The sequence below is a fragment of the Mesorhizobium sp. M8A.F.Ca.ET.208.01.1.1 genome, from assembly GCF_004791315.1.
Taxonomy (GTDB): domain Bacteria; phylum Pseudomonadota; class Alphaproteobacteria; order Rhizobiales; family Rhizobiaceae; genus Mesorhizobium.
Window position 1 is genome coordinate 1,308,528 of record NZ_SRUT01000001.1, and the last position, 16,735, is coordinate 1,325,262.

General features: G+C 61.6%; 19 protein-coding genes and 1 pseudogene. 10 read left to right on the forward strand and 10 right to left on the reverse strand.

Annotated elements, in window-relative coordinates:
• Positions 1 to 2 precede the first annotated feature (2 nt).
• Genes EN851_RS06595 through EN851_RS06605 form a run of 3 tightly spaced genes read right to left on the reverse strand, consistent with a single transcriptional unit; the run spans position 3 to position 2,040 of the window.
• Entirely contained in the window at positions 3 to 362 is a 360-nt protein-coding gene (locus tag EN851_RS06595; protein ID WP_127869439.1) for a hypothetical protein, read from the reverse strand.
• Positions 362 to 1,582 (reverse strand): divalent metal cation transporter, encoded by a 1,221-nt coding sequence (locus tag EN851_RS06600; protein WP_127869440.1) that lies wholly within the window; start codon positions 1,580 to 1,582, stop codon positions 362 to 364. The genes EN851_RS06595 and EN851_RS06600 overlap by 1 nt, the downstream gene beginning before the upstream one ends.
• Complete coding sequence (locus EN851_RS06605) at positions 1,579 to 2,040, reverse strand: hypothetical protein (protein WP_245511607.1); 462 nt, start codon at positions 2,038 to 2,040, stop codon at positions 1,579 to 1,581. Before EN851_RS06605 ends, EN851_RS06600 begins: the two co-directional genes overlap by 4 nt.
• Before the next feature lie 231 nt (positions 2,041 to 2,271).
• Here EN851_RS06605 and EN851_RS06610 point away from each other — a divergent pair, with 231 nt between their 5' ends.
• The 8 genes from EN851_RS06610 to EN851_RS06645 all read left to right on the forward strand — a co-directional run bounded on the left by EN851_RS06610 (position 2,272) and on the right by EN851_RS06645 (position 10,454).
• Positions 2,272 to 4,668, forward strand: a complete 2,397-nt coding sequence (locus tag EN851_RS06610; RefSeq protein WP_135918667.1) for an FdhF/YdeP family oxidoreductase — start codon at positions 2,272 to 2,274, stop codon at positions 4,666 to 4,668.
• A gap of 150 nt (positions 4,669 to 4,818) precedes the next feature.
• On the forward strand, positions 4,819 to 5,379 hold the full coding sequence (locus EN851_RS06615) for a cytochrome c (protein ID WP_127869720.1): 561 nt from the start codon (positions 4,819 to 4,821) through the stop codon (positions 5,377 to 5,379).
• The gene (coxB, locus tag EN851_RS06620; protein ID WP_135928800.1) at positions 5,376 to 6,371 is read left to right on the forward strand and encodes a cytochrome c oxidase subunit II; all 996 of its coding nucleotides are present in this window, start codon (positions 5,376 to 5,378) and stop codon (positions 6,369 to 6,371) included. The genes EN851_RS06615 and coxB overlap by 4 nt, the downstream gene beginning before the upstream one ends.
• A gap of 32 nt (positions 6,372 to 6,403) precedes the next feature.
• Positions 6,404 to 8,275, forward strand: a complete 1,872-nt coding sequence (gene ctaD / locus EN851_RS06625) for a cytochrome c oxidase subunit I (RefSeq protein WP_189521814.1) — start codon at positions 6,404 to 6,406, stop codon at positions 8,273 to 8,275.
• The gene (locus EN851_RS06630; protein WP_127869445.1) at positions 8,272 to 8,874 is read left to right on the forward strand and encodes a cytochrome c oxidase subunit 3; all 603 of its coding nucleotides are present in this window, start codon (positions 8,272 to 8,274) and stop codon (positions 8,872 to 8,874) included. Before ctaD ends, EN851_RS06630 begins: the two co-directional genes overlap by 4 nt.
• Positions 8,871 to 9,179, forward strand: coding sequence for a hypothetical protein (locus tag EN851_RS06635; protein ID WP_127279972.1), 309 nt, complete (start codon positions 8,871 to 8,873; stop codon positions 9,177 to 9,179). Before EN851_RS06630 ends, EN851_RS06635 begins: the two co-directional genes overlap by 4 nt.
• Positions 9,167 to 10,045 carry a cytochrome c oxidase assembly protein gene (locus EN851_RS06640; protein ID WP_135915519.1) on the forward strand — a complete coding sequence of 293 codons (879 nt, stop codon included), beginning with the start codon at positions 9,167 to 9,169 and terminating at the stop codon, positions 10,043 to 10,045. The genes EN851_RS06635 and EN851_RS06640 overlap by 13 nt, the downstream gene beginning before the upstream one ends.
• Entirely contained in the window at positions 10,038 to 10,454 is a 417-nt protein-coding gene (locus EN851_RS06645; RefSeq protein WP_127279974.1) for a c-type cytochrome, read from the forward strand. Before EN851_RS06640 ends, EN851_RS06645 begins: the two co-directional genes overlap by 8 nt.
• Before the next feature lie 76 nt (positions 10,455 to 10,530).
• Here EN851_RS06645 and EN851_RS06650 read toward each other — a convergent pair whose 3' ends face one another.
• The 5 genes and pseudogenes from EN851_RS06650 to EN851_RS06675 all read right to left on the reverse strand — a co-directional run bounded on the left by EN851_RS06650 (position 10,531) and on the right by EN851_RS06675 (position 13,730).
• Positions 10,531 to 11,454, reverse strand: coding sequence for a cytochrome c (locus EN851_RS06650; RefSeq protein ID WP_135928801.1), 924 nt, complete (start codon positions 11,452 to 11,454; stop codon positions 10,531 to 10,533).
• A 47-nt stretch (positions 11,455 to 11,501) separates the two neighbouring features.
• Positions 11,502 to 12,005 (reverse strand): hypothetical protein, encoded by a 504-nt coding sequence (locus EN851_RS06655; protein WP_135928802.1) that lies wholly within the window; start codon positions 12,003 to 12,005, stop codon positions 11,502 to 11,504.
• 12 nt (positions 12,006 to 12,017) lie between these two features.
• Positions 12,018 to 12,282 (reverse strand): annotated as a pseudogene (locus tag EN851_RS06660) (hypothetical protein).
• A 291-nt stretch (positions 12,283 to 12,573) separates the two neighbouring features.
• Positions 12,574 to 13,203 (reverse strand): ATP-dependent Clp protease proteolytic subunit, encoded by a 630-nt coding sequence (locus tag EN851_RS06670; RefSeq protein ID WP_127869451.1) that lies wholly within the window; start codon positions 13,201 to 13,203, stop codon positions 12,574 to 12,576.
• 23 nt (positions 13,204 to 13,226) lie between these two features.
• A complete protein-coding gene (locus EN851_RS06675) occupies positions 13,227 to 13,730 on the reverse strand; it encodes a ferritin-like domain-containing protein (protein ID WP_167531225.1) in 504 nt (167 codons plus the stop codon).
• A 186-nt stretch (positions 13,731 to 13,916) separates the two neighbouring features.
• On the opposite strand from EN851_RS06675, the gene EN851_RS06680 reads away from it, so the two are divergent.
• Positions 13,917 to 14,228, forward strand: a complete 312-nt coding sequence (locus EN851_RS06680; RefSeq protein WP_127280082.1) for a hypothetical protein — start codon at positions 13,917 to 13,919, stop codon at positions 14,226 to 14,228.
• A gap of 20 nt (positions 14,229 to 14,248) precedes the next feature.
• On the opposite strand, the gene EN851_RS06685 is transcribed toward EN851_RS06680, so the two are convergent.
• Positions 14,249 to 14,584, reverse strand: a complete 336-nt coding sequence (locus EN851_RS06685; protein WP_348630714.1) for a low affinity iron permease family protein — start codon at positions 14,582 to 14,584, stop codon at positions 14,249 to 14,251.
• Positions 14,585 to 14,669: 85 nt separating this feature from the next.
• Positions 14,670 to 15,179: a pyridoxamine 5'-phosphate oxidase family protein gene (locus EN851_RS06690; protein WP_127280084.1), complete on the reverse strand. Its 510-nt coding sequence runs from the start codon at positions 15,177 to 15,179 to the stop codon at positions 14,670 to 14,672.
• 178 nt (positions 15,180 to 15,357) lie between these two features.
• Here EN851_RS06690 and EN851_RS06695 point away from each other — a divergent pair, with 178 nt between their 5' ends.
• Positions 15,358 to 16,701, forward strand: coding sequence for a phospholipase D-like domain-containing protein (locus EN851_RS06695; RefSeq protein WP_245512033.1), 1,344 nt, complete (start codon positions 15,358 to 15,360; stop codon positions 16,699 to 16,701).
• The last annotated feature ends 34 nt before the right edge of the window (positions 16,702 to 16,735 follow it).

The window sequence follows — 16,735 nt, forward strand, 5'->3', positions numbered from 1 at the left end:
GCCTACGCCCCCGGTATGCGACCGATGAAATGATCGCGCAGCCAATCCTGCCAGTCGAAGATCGACGTCTCGCGCCCGTCGATGTCGAACTCGATATCGAGCCCGATATCGCGCACCTTCTTCCAGGAAATCCGGTGCGGCTCGCTATGGCGGTCTCCCCCAAGCCACGCGGCAAGCCGGGCTGCCCAGCGACCGGGCCGTGCGCCGAGGCGACGCGCAAGGGTGATCGAGCCGAGCTCGGCCGCGACAATCCGGGGCGGCTTTCCGGGCCGCAGCTCGGCAACCAGCCCGTCGACCTTGCCGATCTTCACTCCCTTCCGGTCGAGTACTTGTTTGTCGAGGACATCGCGCAGCAAGTTCATCATACGTCTCCGAATATCTGCAGCGGAATCGTCACCACCGCGAGCACGAAGGCGAGCGTGATGATGAAGATGACGGCGGCGTTTGAGACGATGCCGTTGCGGTGCGCGCCGACATAGCGCTCGTCGTTGAGCAGAAAGAGGAATGGAACCACGGTCAGCGGCAGGCTGGCGGCCGTTAGCGCCATCGAGAATATGGTGAGCTTGAGCGGGTCGAGTCCCAGCATGATGGGAATGGCGGCCAGAAACAATGAAACAGTATAGACGGTGCTGAACCCGGGATCGTCACGCGGTTTGAGATCCTCACCCCAATCCCAGCCGAAACCTTGCGCCACCAGATAGGCCTGTTGCAGCCCGACTTCGACCGCCGCGCCGAAGCAGGCAATGCCGAGCGAAGCGACGAACAGCACAAAGCCCCAAAAGCCGAATATCGGTATCAGCATCAATGGCAACTGATGATAATCATCCACCTGCACGATGCCATGCGTTGCAAGCACGAGCGCGGATACGATCAGCACGCTGACCGAGATCGTGCCGCCGAAGGTCATGCCGAGCCAGGCAATCGCCCGGTTGACCCCAAGATAGCTCTTGTCCCATTTGTCCTCGATCGCTCCCGAGGAATAGAACATGAACAGGTATGGCGATATCGAAGCACCCAGAATGCTCACAGCCATGAACCAGTAATTTGCCGCGTCGTGCGCTGGCAAAGAAGGCACTGCGCCAGCCGCGACCGCCTTCCAATCCGGCTTCAGCATGACCGCGCCGACGACGAAACACAGCGTCACCAGACCGAGGATCGAGACGCCTTTCTCGATGAGGCCGAACGTGCCTTTCCAGAGCATCAGCCATGCCAGCAAGGCAGCCGGCAGTGCCCACCACTGAAAACCGATGCCGGTGGCCAGTTCCAGCGCGATCGAAACGCCGCCGATCTCTGCCGACATCACCAGGAAGTTGACCAGCAAAGTCGCGAGCAAAGGCCACAGGAAAACTTGGAAGCCAAACCTCTCCCGAATTCCGTCGGCAATCGTGTGCTGGCTCACAGCGGCAAACCGCCCGGCCATCTCGACGAGAAAAATGATGCAGAACGTGCCGAGAACCACTGCCCATATCAGGTGGAAACCAAAGGTCGCGCCGGCCTGGGCGGCAGTCGCCATCGACCCCACTTCGAGAAAGCCGCCAACGCTGGTAACGACGCCGAGCGATATTTCCAGAAGCTTCTTCATGGTTTCGGCGCAAAATATCTGGCATAAGCGGCAGCCAGGGCGCGGGCAGCCGCCTGAGCGTCGTCCTGTGCGTTTCGCACCTCGGAGCGACTGCCGGTTTGCAGCCCCGCTTCGCCCCGCGCGACCGCTTCAGACATCCGGCCCACGGCGGCGGCCAACGCGGCCTGTTCGGCAGGTTCGGCTGATCCGGCGGACCTGAGTTGCGACTGGACGTCGGCAAGCGTCTTGCCGACGGATTGCAGGGTGCGGAGCGTATATCGGGACGGCGCCTCGCCTGCTGCCCAGACATCAAGCGTCATCGCCACCGTCTGGGCCGCCGATGCGGCAGTTCGCGATTGCTGGTCGATCTGATCGGAAGGCGAACATGCGGTGCAAATCGCAAGCGTCAGCAACCACATGGGGCCAAGAGGGCCAGCTTGGCCTTTGCCGTCGATTGCAAGGCATTGGATGCGCCACACGGTAAGCTCCCCGCGCCAGAGACAAGCATCCGGCGTTTTGCCTTGACCTAGCGCGCCGCGACAGTGCGTCAACGGGACCGAAGTCCTGCAGGCCCTCGTATCGGGCCTGGCAAGTCGGCCTGTAGCCTGAACACCCGTAGCCAAGTCACATGACGGAGGAACAATCGTCGCTGCGGCAAGTTGGATCGTTGCAATACATCGTCAGTCGCTTGGGCAGGGAAAGAGACGAAAATGACTTCGGAATCGCGTCGCTCGCCACGCAAACCGTATGGCGGACCGGCCGGCGGCTGGGGCTCCGCAAAATCTGTCACAGCAATCACGGTCCAGGAACACGTGCCTCTCAAAGGGCCGAAGCTGCTGGCGGTGCAGAACAAGCCGGAAGGCTATATGTGCGTCAGCTGTGCCTGGGCGAAGCCGGCCAAGACGCACCCGCTCGAGTTCTGTGAGAACGGCGCGAAGGCGACGGCTTGGGAAGTCACGTCGCGGCGCGCCGGCCCAGATTTTTTCGAGAAGCACACTCTGGGCGAACTGGAACGCTGGGCGGACCATGATCTGGAGGAACAGGGGCGGTTGACCCATCCCATGCGCTGGGATGCAGCCACGGACAGGTACCTACCGGTGGCGTGGAGCGAAGCATTCGCCGAGATCGGACGGGAACTGCGTGCGCTCGATCCGCGGCAGGTCGACCTCTACACCTCAGGGCGCGCCTCGCTCGAGACCAGCTACATGTATCAGCTGTTCGCTCGCATGTATGGCAGCAACAATCTGCCCGACAGTTCGAACATGTGCCACGAAAGCTCGTCGGTGGCTCTTCCCGAAAGCATCGGCGCCTCTGTCGGCACGGCTATCCTGTCGGACTTCGAAAACGCCGACTGCATCTTCTACATCGCCCAGAATGTCGGAACGTCGTCGCCTCGCCTGCTCCACGATCTCCAGGACGCGGTCCGGCGCGGCGTCAAGATCGTCACCTTCAACCTGCTTCACGAGCGCGGACTGGAGCGCTTCGTCAATCCGCAGTCGCCCGTCCAGATGCTGACCGGAAAAGAGACGAAGATTTCATCGGAATATTACCAGGTCAACAATGGCGGCGACATCGCGGCACTGTTCGGAGTCTGCAAGGCGCTGATCGAAGCCGACGACATTCTGAAGGCCTCCGGCACAAGCATCGTTGCGGGAGAGGATGGCACGCCGAAAGATCCCGGCAATGCGGCAATGGTCGCGTTCGCGGCCTCAATGCGCGCAGCCGACAAGAAACACGTGCTCGACCACGATTTCATCAACCAGCACACGACCGGGTTTGAAGAATTCGCCCAAGCGTGCCGTGGTCATCGCTGGGAGGAGCTGGAGCGCGTTTCCGGCCTCAGCCGCGACCAGATGATGCAGGCCGCTGCGACCTATGCCAACGCCGATGCAGTGCTGTCCGTCTATGGCATGGGGCTGACGCAACATCTGATGGGCGTCCAGAACGTCCATATGGTGTGCAATCTCGCCTTGCTGCGCGGCAATATCGGCAAGCCCGGGGCTAATATCTGCGCCGTGCGTGGACATTCCAACGTGCAGGGCCAGCGCACCGTCGGGATTACGGAAAAGCCGGGTCTCGTCCCATTGGACAAGCTCGCCGAGCTGTATGGCTTCCAACCGCCGCGCTGGACCGGCCACTCGACGGTGGAGACATGCGAAGCCATCATGAATGGCCAATCCCGTGCTTTCATCAGCCTCGGCGGCAATTTCCTGAAAGCGGTCCCAGATACCGACGCAATGGAAGAGGGATGGCGCAAACTGCGCCTGAGCGTTCAGATCGCGACGAAGCTCAACCGTAGCCATGTCGTGCATGGCGAGATCGCCTACCTGCTCCCCTGTCTGGGGCGTATCGAAGTGGACGAACAGGCGACAGGCCCTCAAGCGGTCTCCATGGAAAGCTCCATCGCCCATTTCCATGGGTCGCGCGGCCAGGCTCAACCCGCGAGCACGGAACTCCTTTCGGAACCGGCCATCGTCGCCGGCATCGCCAAGGCCACGCTCGGTGACACCAAGGTTCCATGGGACGCCTGGGTCGGCAACTATGCCGAAATACGGGACGCCATCGAGCGCACCTACCCCGAAACCTTCAAGGACTTCAACAAGCGGCTTTTCAAACCTGGCGGCTTCGCCAGGCCGTTGCCGGCGCGCGAGCGCAAATGGGTGACACAAAGCGGCAAGGCGAATTTCATCACGCCGGAAAGACTTTTTCCGGAGCTGGGGACTGAGCGGAGCGCCGATGTCCTCCATCTCGCGACGCTTCGCTCCAACGACCAGTTCAACACCACGATCTACGGTTACAGCGACCGTTTCCGCGGCATCAGCGGCACGCGCCGGGTCGTGTTCCTGAACCGAAAGGACATTGCGCGTCTGGGGCTCGCCGAGGGCGAGAACGTCGACCTGACGACAGCAATCGACGCGGCGACAGCTCGCACGGTGACCGAACTGAAGGTCGTCGCCTATGACATCCCGAAAGGTTGCTGCGCGGCCTATTATCCAGAGACGAACCCGCTGTTCCCGCTGGCTCATCACGACCCCAAGTCGAAGACGCCTTCCTACAAACTCTTGCCGGTCCGTCTCAGCCGATCGCCCACCGCTCCGGATGGTTGAATTTCAGAGCGGTATCCTTCCACCAGGACCGCTCTATCTCTTTGTTTAACGCAATTCCTGGCCGAACCGCTTAGTCGTTCCTGGAATTGCTCTCGGGCGGAGGGCCGCTTGGCAGAGAAGGTTTCCAGCTTTTCGAAGGCAGCGTTCGCGCTGGCGGGCCTTCTGTTCTTTGCCGCCTCTGGCGCCATTCTGGGGTGGTTCGGGGAGCCGAGAGAGCTTCGCCTCGACCCGCCCGTCGCGGCCGATCTCGACCGCTTCAAACTGATGCCCAACGGCATCAGCGGATCGCCACCTGAGAGTTACTTCGCAATCGGCAAACCTTATGAATCTGACGCCTGGAACCTCAGCCAGGGCAAGCGGCTTTATGCGTGGTTCGGTTGCGGCTCGTGCCATGGCGACGGCCGTGGCGGCGTCGGTCCCTCCTTCCTCGATGGCTGGTGGCTTTACGGCCCCGAAATGGTCTCGATCGTCGCCTCCATTCGGGACGGCCGCCCGCATGGCATGCCAGCCTTTCGCGACCGGATGACCTCGGAACAGATATGGCAGCTTGCCGGGTATGTGCAGACGATCGGGTCCTACAAGCCGAAGGTGGCCGCGCCGAGCCGCAACGACGACAAGCAGACCCGCCCGGCCGAGAATCGCGGTCCGGCGAAAATACTCTTCGACGAAGGGCCGGCGGGCGTTCACCCGGACCAGGGGCCGACACCTTGAAGACGCACCGCGCCCTCCCGCTATCCGTCCTTGTCCTCGCGTCGGGCTGCGGCGGCTATCAGTCGGCGCTCGGCGCCAAGGGCGGCCCGGCGATCCATGTCGAGCACCTCATCGTCGGCATCGTCGCGGTATGCACGGTCATCTGGATCCTTGTCATGATCATGCTTGGCTTGGCGCTCGTGCGTGTACGCCGCAGCGTTGTGAGCCAAGAGACCGGATCCGAAAAGCCGCTGACCGTGGCGGTATCGGCGGCGATCGCCGCGACCGTCGTCATCATCGCCGGGATGACCATCGCCAGCTTCTACACCACGCGCAACATCGGTCTTCCCGACAGCACCGCCCTGACCATCACCGTACGGGGACAGCAATGGTGGTGGCAGGTCTTTTATGCCGATTCCCCGGCAGGCCCTGGCTTTCAGACCGCCAATGAAATCCACATACCCGTCGGCAGGGATGTGCGGCTCCGGCTCGAAAGCCCCGACGTGATTCACTCCTTCTGGGTGCCGAGCCTCGCGGGCAAGCAGGACCTTGTCCCCGGGCGGTCCAACAGCTTGCTGCTCAGGGCTGAAAAGCCGGGCGTCTATCGCGGGCAATGTGCGGAGTTCTGCGGCCTCCAGCACAGCCACATGGCCATCCTGGTGATCGCCGAAACGCAGGCCGCCTTTGAAGGCTGGGCCGCAACCCAACGCCTGGACGCTGCCGGGTCGGCCGATCCCGACATAGCCGCCGGGCAGGCGTCGTTCATGGCAAAACCCTGTGCTGCCTGCCACACGGTCCGCGGCACGCCTGCCGGCGGCACGACCGGACCTGACCTCACGCATGTTGGCGGCCGGCGGACGATCGCCGCCGGGCTGCTGGAAACCACCCGCGGCTCGCTGGCGGCCTGGATAGCCGATCCGCAGACGCTCAAACCCGGAAACAACATGCCGATGGTTCCGCTGACCAGCATCGAGCTGCGAAATATCTCCGCCTATATGGAGAGCCTTAAATGACGCAGGATGGCGACGGGCTCCGTGACAGTTCAATGGAAGCGTCCGAACTCCACCGTCGCCTCACGGCGATCTGGTCGACGCCGTCCGGGCTGTGGGGCGCGCTGTCCACGGTCGATCACAAGATCATCGGCCGGCGCTACGTCACCACGGCCTTCGTCTTCCTGGCCCTGGGTGGGGTGCTGTCGCTGTTGATACGGCTGCAACTCGCGCAACCCGAAGCCCGCTTCATCGGCCCGGATCGCTACAATCAGATCTTCACGATGCACGGCACGAACATGATGTTCCTCTTTGCCGTGCCCGTCATGCAGGCAATGGCGATCTATCTCGTGCCGTTGATGGTGGGAACGCGCAACATCGCCTTCCCCAGGCTCAACGCGTTCTCCTACTGGGTGTATCTCGCTGGCGGGCTACTGCTCTGGATCGCTTTCGCTGTCGACACCGGTCCCGATGTCGGGTGGTTCGCCTATGTACCCCTCGCCGGCCCGGAGTACGGCGCCGGAAAGCGGGCCGATATCTGGGCGCAGATGATCACCTTCACCGAGGTATCGGCCCTCGCCGTGGCCGTCGAAATCGTCGTCACCGTCTTCAAGCAACGCGCCCCGGGCATGTCACTCGACAGGATTCCGCTGTTTGTCTGGTCGATGCTGGTCACGTCGTTTCTCGTCATCATGGCGATGCCAGCGATCATGGTCGCCAGCTCCTCCCTTATCCTGGATCGCCTGGTAGGTACGCATTTCTTCAACCCCGCCGAAGGTGGCGACGTGCTGTTGTGGCAGCACCTATTCTGGTTCTTCGGCCACCCGGAAGTCTACATCATCTTCCTGCCGGCGGTGGGGATGGTTTCGACCATCGTGGCGACATTCACGCGGCGGCCCGTGTTCGGTTACCTGGGCATGGTCATGGCCCTGATCGCCACCGGCGTCCTGGCGTTCGGGCTATGGGTTCATCACATGTTCGTCGCTGGGCTGCCGCGCCTCGGGGAGAGTTTCTTCACCGCTTCAAGCATGGCCATCGCCGTTCCGGCGGGGCTGCAGATCTTCTGCTGGCTGGCAACGATGTGGGCCGGCCGGCCCGTGTTCAAGACGCCGTTCCTGTTCGTCATCGGCTTCATGGTTATATTCGTCATCGGCGGCCTGACCGGGGTGATGGTGGCCTCCGTTCCCTTCGACACGCAGGTTCACGACACCTATTTCGTCGTCGCCCATTTCCACTATGTGCTGGTCGGCGGCGCGGTGTTTCCGTTGCTGGGCGCGGTCTATTACTGGTTTCCGAAGTTCACCGGGCGAATGATGAGCGAGACGCTTGGCCGCTGGATATTCGGCCTGATCTTCACGGGGTTCAACCTGACTTTTTTCCCCATGCACATTCTTGGCCTGCAAGGCATGCCGCGCCGCATCTACACCTACCAGCCGGAGATGCCCTGGTCCGGTTTGAACCTGTTCATCAGCCTCAGCGCCGCCATCCTCTCATTGGGTTTCCTGCTGTTTTTCGTCGACGCCATACGCAGCGCCAGATCAGGATCCTTGGCGCCAGCCAATCCTTGGGGCGCCAGGACGCTGGAATGGGCCACCTCGTCGCCACCGCCCTCCTACAATTTCGCGCGGCTGCCGGTAGTGGATCGCCACGATCCCTTGTCCGATGACATCGAAGCTGTGCCGGTCGCCAGCGGACTGCGGGTCGACCGCCGGGAACTGCTGACCAGCAGCGTCGTTCACGCATCGCCGGAAGCGCGTGAGGCGTCGCCCGGAGACTCCATCTGGCCCCTATGGGCGGCACTTGCCACCACGCTGATGCTGATCTGGTCGATATTCAGCCCGTGGGCCGTCGTCTGGGGCTCGATACCGCTGGGGATCACGCTCATCGGCTGGTTCTGGCCGAAAGGCGTGCCGGAGGACGAAGCATGAAGGAAAAAATCGTCATCGATCTCGCCGATCTCCCACCGCATGGCCTCGGCTCCGCCAGCCAGAGTTGGTGGGGAACCCTAGCCTTCATGCTGATCGAAGGCACCGGCTTTGCCCTGGCCATTGCTGTCTATCTCTATCTGATGAGCCTGGCGCCGCTGTGGCCTCTGGATACCGCACCGCCTGACCTTTTGGCGGGGACGATTCTTACGGTGTTCCTGGTGCTGAGCGTCCTGCCCAACATCCTCGTCAATCGCTGGGCGCGCCAACAGGATTTGCGCAAGGTCCGCATCGGGCTGATCGTCATGTCGCTGGTCGGCATTGTGCCGCTGATCCTACGCGCCTTCGAATTCCCCGCGATGCACATCAAGTGGGACCAGAACGCCTATGGCTCGATCGTGTGGGTCATGCTCGGCCTCCACACCACGCATATACTGACCGATGTGGTCGAGACCCTGGTGCTGACCTGCCTGATGTTTTCACGACACGCCGACAATCCGCGCCGCTTCGGTGACGTCAACGACAATGCGATGTACTGGAACTTCGTGGTCGCGACGTGGTTGCCGATGTATGCCTGCCTTTATTGGGTCCCACGGCTTTGACCAAAACCTGGCTAAGACACATCGGACTTCTGCTTCCCCTCGCGGCCTGGGGGCTCAGCACCCAGCTTGGGCAGGTCACGCCCTATTTGGATTGCCGGCAGAATGTCTCTTGGACCGCGATCTTCTGCGGCCTTCTGATCGTCTTCGCGATCGCAGGCATCGTCGTGTCGCGAGTTGGATTGCAGGGACTGGGAAAAACTGGGCGATTCGTCGTCGATACCGGCTTCCTTATCGCGCTCGCCTTTTTGTTCGCGCTGGCCCTGCAGGGGACGGCCGCAATGGTGCTGGACCCATGCCAACGCTGATCCGCACGTCAATCCTGTTCATGGTCGCCACTCCGGCCATGGCGCATGGCGACGAGACGCATGGTGCTGGAGGGTCCTGGACGTTCGATCCATGGATCGTCACGCCGCTCGCGGTCCTCGCTATACTGTTTGGACTGGGCGTGACAAGGCTGGCGTGGCGAACCAGACGGCCCGGCGCCACGCTGATCAGTGCGCTGCTTTATGCCGGCGGCTTGCTGACGCTCGCCGGCTCGCTGATGTCCCCACTGCACTGGCTGGGGGAACATCTTTTCACCTTCCACATGATCGAGCATGAGGTCGTCATGGCCGTCTCGGCTCCGCTGATCGTCTTCGCGCGGCCGGCCGGAATCCTGCTATGGGGATTGCCCAGGCGCGCGCGCCACATGGCTGCTGCGGCAATGCGCTCGCCCCTGCTGCGACGGCCATGGGATTGGTGCACGAGCGCGGCGAATGCGACGATCCTTCACGGCGTGGCCATCTGGGCGTGGCATGTGCCGATCCTGTTCGACACGGCCGTGACAGATGCGACCCTGCACCGGCTCCAGCATCTCAGCTTCCTCGCCACGGCGATACTGTTCTGGTGGGCGATGGTCTGGAGAAGCGACCATGGGGTCGCCGCATGGCATCTGTTCGTGACCATGATCCACACCAGCGTGCTCGGGGCGTTGATGGCGTTGGCGCCGCGCGTGCTCTACGTCGCGCAGACGCAGACGGCCATGGCGTGGGGACTGACACCCCTGGAAGACCAGCAACTGGCGGGCATGATCATGTGGGTGCCGGCCGGCACCATCTATGCGGGTGTGGCAATGGTCATGCTGGCGCTCTGGATCCGTGGCTCAGGCGACAGGGGGATGCAAAATGCCTGACCATCCTGCCTTTATCTCCGGCCCGGTCGGCTTCATCGCCGTGACCGTTCTTGCTGCGTCGGCCGCGCTTGTCGCGACGAATGTCGTGCGCGACAACAACACCAAGGCGGCCACCGCCAGGATGATGACCGGCGGCAATGCCGACCATGCTCCAGAGATTTTCCGTCGCTACGGTTGCTCGGGTTGCCACACCATCCCCGGCATAGAAGGTGCCGACGGCCAGACCGGCGCGCCGCTGACAGAACTATCGAAGCGCGTATACATTGCCGGCGTGCTGGAAAACCGTCCCGACAATCTCGTCGCCTGGATCGTCTCGCCGAAAACCTTCTCTCCCCGAACGGCAATGCCCGTAACAGGAATCTCGGAGCGAGAAGCCCGCGACCTGGCCGCGTATCTTTACGCTCAATGACACCTACCCGGCGCGCCGGCCTGGCGGATCCTGGTAGTCGTAGACCGGAAAGCAGATCGACCCGCGACGGTGGGCCTTACGGATGCGGCGTGGCTACGGCCGACAGGGCTTTGATGTAGCGTGCGATCGCCCGACGGTCGCTGTCGGGCAACATGGCGGTGTTCTTCACGACGTCGGCCATGGACGATCCAACCCGGCCGTGATTGGGCGTCTCGCCGGTTTCGAGCATGGTGGCGATGTCATCCTCGGTCCATTCGCGCAGTCTTGCCTGGGTGATGTTGGGAACGAAGCCGGTGCCTTGCGGGTCGACACCGCCCGCAAACCGCGTATCCGGTTTGATCGCACCGAAAACGTTGCGCGCGGAATGACATTCGGCGCAATGAGAGACCGTTTCAACCAGGTAGGCACCCCGGTCATGCACGGGATCTCCAGTGAGGTGGCTGGCGTTCTGTCCTTGGCGAAAAAACATCAGCTTCCATAGCCCGACGGACCGGCGGATGCGGAAAAGAAGCTTCGGGCGGTGCGGCGGCGCGCGCCCGGCCACTTTGGGGAGGGTCCGTAAATAGGCGTACAGATCTTTTACATCCCCCACCTTCATCCCGGTAAAACTCGTATAGGGAAATACCGGATAATAACGCTCCCGCGAAGGCGAGACGCCGCCGATCAACGCGTTCGCAAGATCCGCGACCGTCCACGCCCCAATGCCGTCCACTGGATCGGGGGAGATATTGGGCGGCCGAAATGTGCCAAAGGGCGAGGCGAGCGCCAAGCCGCCTCCGAGTTTCAAATCATCGGGTTGCCCGGGAGTTGTATGACAGGAAGCGCAGCCACCCGCAGCGAAGACAAGCTGGCCGCGCGCTGCATCGCCGGCCTCAGAAAACAACGGATCATCAGGCGAATACGGCGCCTGAACTTCGGTCAGATACCACAAAGTGGCCGAAGCGAGCCCCGTGGCCGCCAGAACCGCCACAGCAAGTGTAGGCCAAGAGGGCAGTCGCATTGGGACTTTTCCGCCGTATCCGCGCACGGCCGGATCTGTGCAGGCCGTCAGCGATCAGCTGAAGGCTCATCAGGGCCGGACTTGCTGGTTTTTCGTGGATCGACGGCGGCAGCCTCCCGCTGCAGGTCAGCGAAGTCGACCGTCGCCACCACCGTGCCATGTTCGTCGCGCGCACGCACGGCCCATCCGAGCGGCGCTTCGCCCCGTGACAGTGCGTCTTGCCACAGGTCCTCGGCGGAGCGTTTGCATTCCTCAGCAGCTGCCTGAACGCTTGGAAACGACAAGCCGGTTACCGCGCGGATCCGGCCCTTTTCCTGGTATTCGAGGGTGTACAGGGACGCCTCCCGGTTGTTGGGCTCGGAGGGTCCGTTTGGGGCGCCGTCCTCGAATTGGGCCGCATGGAGCAGCATGACCTTGGCCCTCGCAATCAACTCGCCGTCGGACAGGGTCGTCGGGGCGTCCAGGGTCACTGCGATCTGTTCGCCTCCCTCGCCCTGGAACTCCACCACCGGAGTGCCGGCATGGTCGACAGTGGTAGCCACGATTTGCATGCGATCCTCCTGCTACATCTGGTCGTTGTAAAGCGTCTTGGTCTTGCCTACCTGCCGGGCCAACTCGCCGAATGACGGGACTCCGGCTTCGATCGCGTCCCGGTTGGCGGGTGACATATCTTCGTAAACGCGCTCATCGCTGGTCACGGAGGGCTTCGGCCTTGCGCAAAGCCACATCGATGTCATCGACCGACAACATGCCGCGATGCACGAGCGCGTTGTTGATTGCCGCGACCGCCATCATTAGGCCTTCGAGTTGGAGGTTCGCCGCGTTCATGTCCGATCCTTGACGTAGGCGCCGGGCTGACGACCCGATTTCGGCGCCTTGGCGTCTTTCGAATGCTCTGAAATGGCCGGCCCAGCGCCGGAGACTTTCTCCGTTGCCGGAGACGGCGTGGGATGGCGGCTCTGCCTTACCGCCGAGCGAGACCCGGGGACCGGAGCGGCTGGGACCTTGTCTGAGGGCATCACGGGACTCCTTGAATTGGCCTATCGAAACTTCCTATGCGAACGGAGGTTCCACCGTCGAAGCGGCAGCATTCTGCGTGTCGGCCGTTACCAAGGCCCGCTAGCGTAGCACGCCGGCCACGATCCCCAACTCGAGAGCCTCCCTGGCGTGGATGTAACAGTTTTTGGTCGCCCGCCGATAAAGCTCATCGGGGCTGAGCGTGCTTCCGGCGACGAGTTCCGTGAAGCCCTCCTTCTCCAATTGCTCCGCTGTCTCGAGCAAAGCCAGCTGCTCGCGAATGATCTGGATGCAAGACTTCATCGGGCCGTTAAGGGTTATGTTCGTCTCCATGCGCCGTTCATGCACAAGCAGAACCGCGTCCTCGGTAAGGAAGCGGCACGGCTTCGGGAAAGCGGCAAACACAGTCACGCCAGCCGAGTAGACATTCGTCTTGCCGACGCAATAAGCATTGCGGCCGCTGTGGCGACGAAAGAGCCGGACCTCATGAGCTATGCGTCGCGCCGCGTCGGCATCGCCGCCATTGGTGTTCAGTTCCATCAGCATGTCCTGGCCACTATCGCGCACGTCTTGTAGGCGCCCAAGGAAGAAAGGCACCGTGCCCTCGTTGATCAGGCCGTTGATGGAAATGTTGGGCTCGAACAGCAGCTGCCGTTGGCTCGGGCCCTGGCCCGACGGCATTGCCTCCTCACGTGCGCCCCGCTCGGGTCGCGCGTCTTCATGGATAGTCATGTAGCGTTCCTCGATCGAGCCAATCAGGCCGCTTCTTGCAGGGCCCTTTGATTGACGCCCGCATCACCGAGCTTCGTCAGCGCTTCATCCGTCGCCTTCTCTTCCTTGAGCGTCTGCTCCAAAAGCGGAACCGCATCCTTCAGGCCAAGCAGGCCCGCCCAGGTCACCAAGGTCCCATAGCGGGCGATCTCGTAGTGTTCGACGGCCTGCGCTGCGGCTGTGAGCCCGGCATCGAGGGCCGGCGCATTCTCGAACTCCTCCAGGATCTCCTGCCCTTCCTCAAGAATGCCGTCGATCGCGGGGCAGACCTTGCCTTGGGCTCGCTTGCCGAAAATGTCGAAGACCTGCTGCAGGCGTTCAACCTGGGCCTCGGTTTCATCCCGATGCTTCTCGAAAGCGGCGGTCAGTTCGGCGGACTCCGCGCCCTTTGCCATCTTTTTGAGGGCGGCGAGTATCTTGCGCTCAGCGTAGTAAATGTCCTTCAGGCCGTCGTAAAACAGGTCTTCCAAGCCTTTTCTTTCTGCCATCTCTCTCTCCTGCTCCATTGGGCGTGCCAGGCACGCTGCAATCCAACCACCAGGCTGCCGGTTTGTTCCTCGTCGGCGCCCTCTTTCTCGGCACGTAGCCTTCCGCCTTAAGCTGAGGTGGCTGGCTCACAAGGGGCTATTGGAACCATGATGCCGGGGAGAAGTTCGGCGGCAGGAGGTATCATCATGTTCCCGACCAGAAGAACGCCATCCGAAGATCGAGGCGATGTCCAGGCAGGCAAAACGCATGACAAGACGCCCGGCTTCGACCCCGCGGCAGCGCCCTTAGAAACAGATGCGGAAGCCGCCGACACACCGGGTATCGCTGCTGCGGCTCCCTTGCGCGAGCCGGATTTCAACAACCAGGCTACCTTTGCCAATGCAATGCGACCGGTGGAAAGCGCGCCGCGCCCGCGCCGGAATTGGCCGTTACTTGTCATCGCCGCGGTCGTAGTTGTAGCAGCGGCGATTTTCGGCATCGCCGCATCGATGGGCTGAACGTTCCGCACCGATCAATGTCAGCGGTCATTCTGTCGCCGCTTTCGCTCGGCTTCGATCTCTTCGGGTTCCTTGTCGTCGATCTTGGCTGTCGTGCTGTCCGCCTTCGCAGAGGCGCGCAGCAGCTCGTCGAGCTTAGCATGCAAGGCTTGAGTGTCCCGATGCTCGGCGCGCTGTATGAACAGCGTCATCGCCCAGGTCGCCAGCGTCGCCACACCATGCCAGTCGAGACTGCTGCGTTCGAAAACCAGCCAAAGTCCGGTGTACGCAAAAAACACCAGAAAGGCGTACGGTCGCGACGTCACCGTACCGATCTTGGTAATGGCGCTCCTCACTTGATTGTTTGCCATTGTCATCGATCTCGAACGTCGCGCTACAAAGTCGACGACTCATCAGAGGCAAGGCCGCTTCCGACTTCCGCAACAAGCCTCACCGGAACTTTCAGAGTTGCACCTTGGCATTGTCGCCGACATCGGGCTTGGCCCCGGAAACTGCGGCGAAAACCATTTTCGCGGTGGCCATGACAAGCCCTGGGCTGTCCCACAATTCGCCTTCGTCCGGCGTGACCTTGATAAGCCTAATTTCAGGATCGCTGGCGCTTTCCCACCAAGCCTTGTCGGTCTTTTCCCAGAGCTCCGCGATTTTGCCTCTGTCGTTTGTCACTGCGGCCGACCCCGAGATCGTAACGTATTTGTAGTGGCTGCTGTCGCTCCAGGCCAACGTTACCTTGGGATATTTCGCCAACTGCTTGTTCTTGGCGCTGTCGTCATTGACGAGGAAATAGATGGCGCCCTCTTCCCTCCTGACGCGCGCCGAGAGAGGACGGGCGCGATTGTATTCCCCGTCCCACGTCACAAACATGCAGATGTCGATATCTCTGGCGAGCTCCCAAATCCGGTCCGTGGCCTGGACCGGGGTCAGGTCGCTATCTTGCTCTTGATCGTGGGTCATCAGTTGTCCTTCGGAACAGGGTGATTTGCTACAACTCCGGGAGGGTCTCGGCGTTCCACTTCAATCGCCGAGCGATACCACGCGGACCGGAGCCAACCCGGCCCATTCCATCCGGGAACCCTCATCCCAATCGAGAGTTCTTGTCGGGCGAATTCACCGTTTGAACATGGCGAGAGACGTGCGGCCGAGCATCTTTGGAACGCGATCTGCTATCAGAAAGGCGGTCGCCGCCCGGACAAAGCTTGGTCGCTGGCTCGATAAACTCAAATATCTTGCGGTTGCCATCACCGCGGGTCTGGTCACGCTGGCGGCGATTAACCTGATGCCGAATCCACGGGCGCTGCGCACCATCGTCCCACACGTTTTCGATGCCGAGGATCCCGCATTCGCAAGGAGCATGAGCAGCTATTCAAACGGACAGATGTTCGATGCAAACGCCGTACAGACCCTGGTCAATGGCGACGAGATCTTTCCCGCGATGCTGCGAGCGATCCATGCTGCTCATTCCAGCATCGATATGGAAACCTACATCTACTGGTCGGGAACAGTGGGCTACGACTTCGCCATGGCCTTGGCTGCGAAGGCGCGAGATGGCGTCGAGGTTCGCGTGCTTGTCGACTGGGTCGGCAGCCTGCCCTTCGACGAAGACTTGATCCACGTCATGACCAGCGCCGGAGTGCGGTTTCAGCGTTATCGACCCGTCCATTGGTATACGATGGATCGGGTGAACAATCGAACCCACCGCAAGCTGCTCATAGTCGACGGGAAGATCGCATTTACCGGAGGCGTCGGGATCGCCGACAACTGGCTGGGAGACGCACGCAACCCGAACGAGTGGCGAGACACCCACTATCAGGTAGAAGGACCCGCCGTATCCGCCTTCCAGGCGGCGTTCGCCGAGAACTGGCTCGAGGCGGCAGGCGAAACTTTGCAGGGAGAAAAATTCTACCCGCCTTCTGAACCCGCAGGATCACTCAGCGCTCAATTGATCCTGGCTTCCCAGCCGAATGGTTCGGAAGACATGGAGTTGATGATGTTGGCCGCCATGGCTGCCGCCAAGGATCACCTGCGGATCGGAATGGCCTATTTCGTTCCGGACGACATTGCGATCCTGCAAATCTTGGACGCCAGGAAAAGAGGGGTCGCGGTCGACGTCATCGTGCCCAACTCGCTGACGGATGTCCCTATCGTGCGAAAAGGCTCGCGCTATTTCTGGGGCGAGTTGCTCAAAGCCGGGGTGCGCATCCACGAGTTTCAACCGACAATGTATCACCCCAAGCTGTTAATCGTGGATGATGTGTGGGCCAGCTTCGGCTCGGCCAACCTGGACGAGCGGTCACTGCGTCTCAACGACGAGGCCAATCTGAACATTTACGGCAAGGATTTCGCACAGACTCAGATCGATCTGTTCAACCAGGACCTTGGGCGGTCGAGGCAGATCAGTCTTGAAGAGTGGCAAGCGCGGCCGTGGACTGAAAAGGTGACGGATTGGTTGTCGAGCAGACTGCGCTCGCAGCTGTAGCGTCTGTGCAGACAAGCCGCACTAGTATGCCTCT

Bases quoted from the DNA above. Each gene is read 5' to 3' on its own strand.
- EN851_RS06595 (WP_127869439.1), bottom strand. From the start codon at position 362: ATGAACTTGCTGCGCGATGTCCTCGACAAACAAGTACTCGACCGGAAG.
- EN851_RS06610 (WP_135918667.1), top strand. From the start codon at position 2,272: ATGACTTCGGAATCGCGTCGCTCGCCACGCAAACCGTATGGCGGACCG.
- ctaD (WP_189521814.1), top strand. From the start codon at position 6,404: ATGGAAGCGTCCGAACTCCACCGTCGCCTCACGGCGATCTGGTCGACG.
- EN851_RS06630 (WP_127869445.1), top strand. From the start codon at position 8,272: ATGAAGGAAAAAATCGTCATCGATCTCGCCGATCTCCCACCGCATGGC.
- EN851_RS06600 (WP_127869440.1), bottom strand. From the start codon at position 1,582: ATGAAGAAGCTTCTGGAAATATCGCTCGGCGTCGTTACCAGCGTTGGC.
- EN851_RS06685 (WP_348630714.1), bottom strand. From the start codon at position 14,584: ATGACAATGGCAAACAATCAAGTGAGGAGCGCCATTACCAAGATCGGT.
- EN851_RS06655 (WP_135928802.1), bottom strand. From the start codon at position 12,005: ATGCAAATCGTGGCTACCACTGTCGACCATGCCGGCACTCCGGTGGTG.
- EN851_RS06670 (WP_127869451.1), bottom strand. From the start codon at position 13,203: ATGACTATCCATGAAGACGCGCGACCCGAGCGGGGCGCACGTGAGGAG.
- EN851_RS06645 (WP_127279974.1), top strand. From the start codon at position 10,038: ATGCCTGACCATCCTGCCTTTATCTCCGGCCCGGTCGGCTTCATCGCC.
- EN851_RS06640 (WP_135915519.1), top strand. From the start codon at position 9,167: ATGCCAACGCTGATCCGCACGTCAATCCTGTTCATGGTCGCCACTCCG.
- EN851_RS06690 (WP_127280084.1), bottom strand. From the start codon at position 15,179: ATGACCCACGATCAAGAGCAAGATAGCGACCTGACCCCGGTCCAGGCC.
- EN851_RS06650 (WP_135928801.1), bottom strand. From the start codon at position 11,454: ATGCGACTGCCCTCTTGGCCTACACTTGCTGTGGCGGTTCTGGCGGCC.
- EN851_RS06680 (WP_127280082.1), top strand. From the start codon at position 13,917: ATGTTCCCGACCAGAAGAACGCCATCCGAAGATCGAGGCGATGTCCAG.
- EN851_RS06675 (WP_167531225.1), bottom strand. From the start codon at position 13,730: ATGGCAGAAAGAAAAGGCTTGGAAGACCTGTTTTACGACGGCCTGAAG.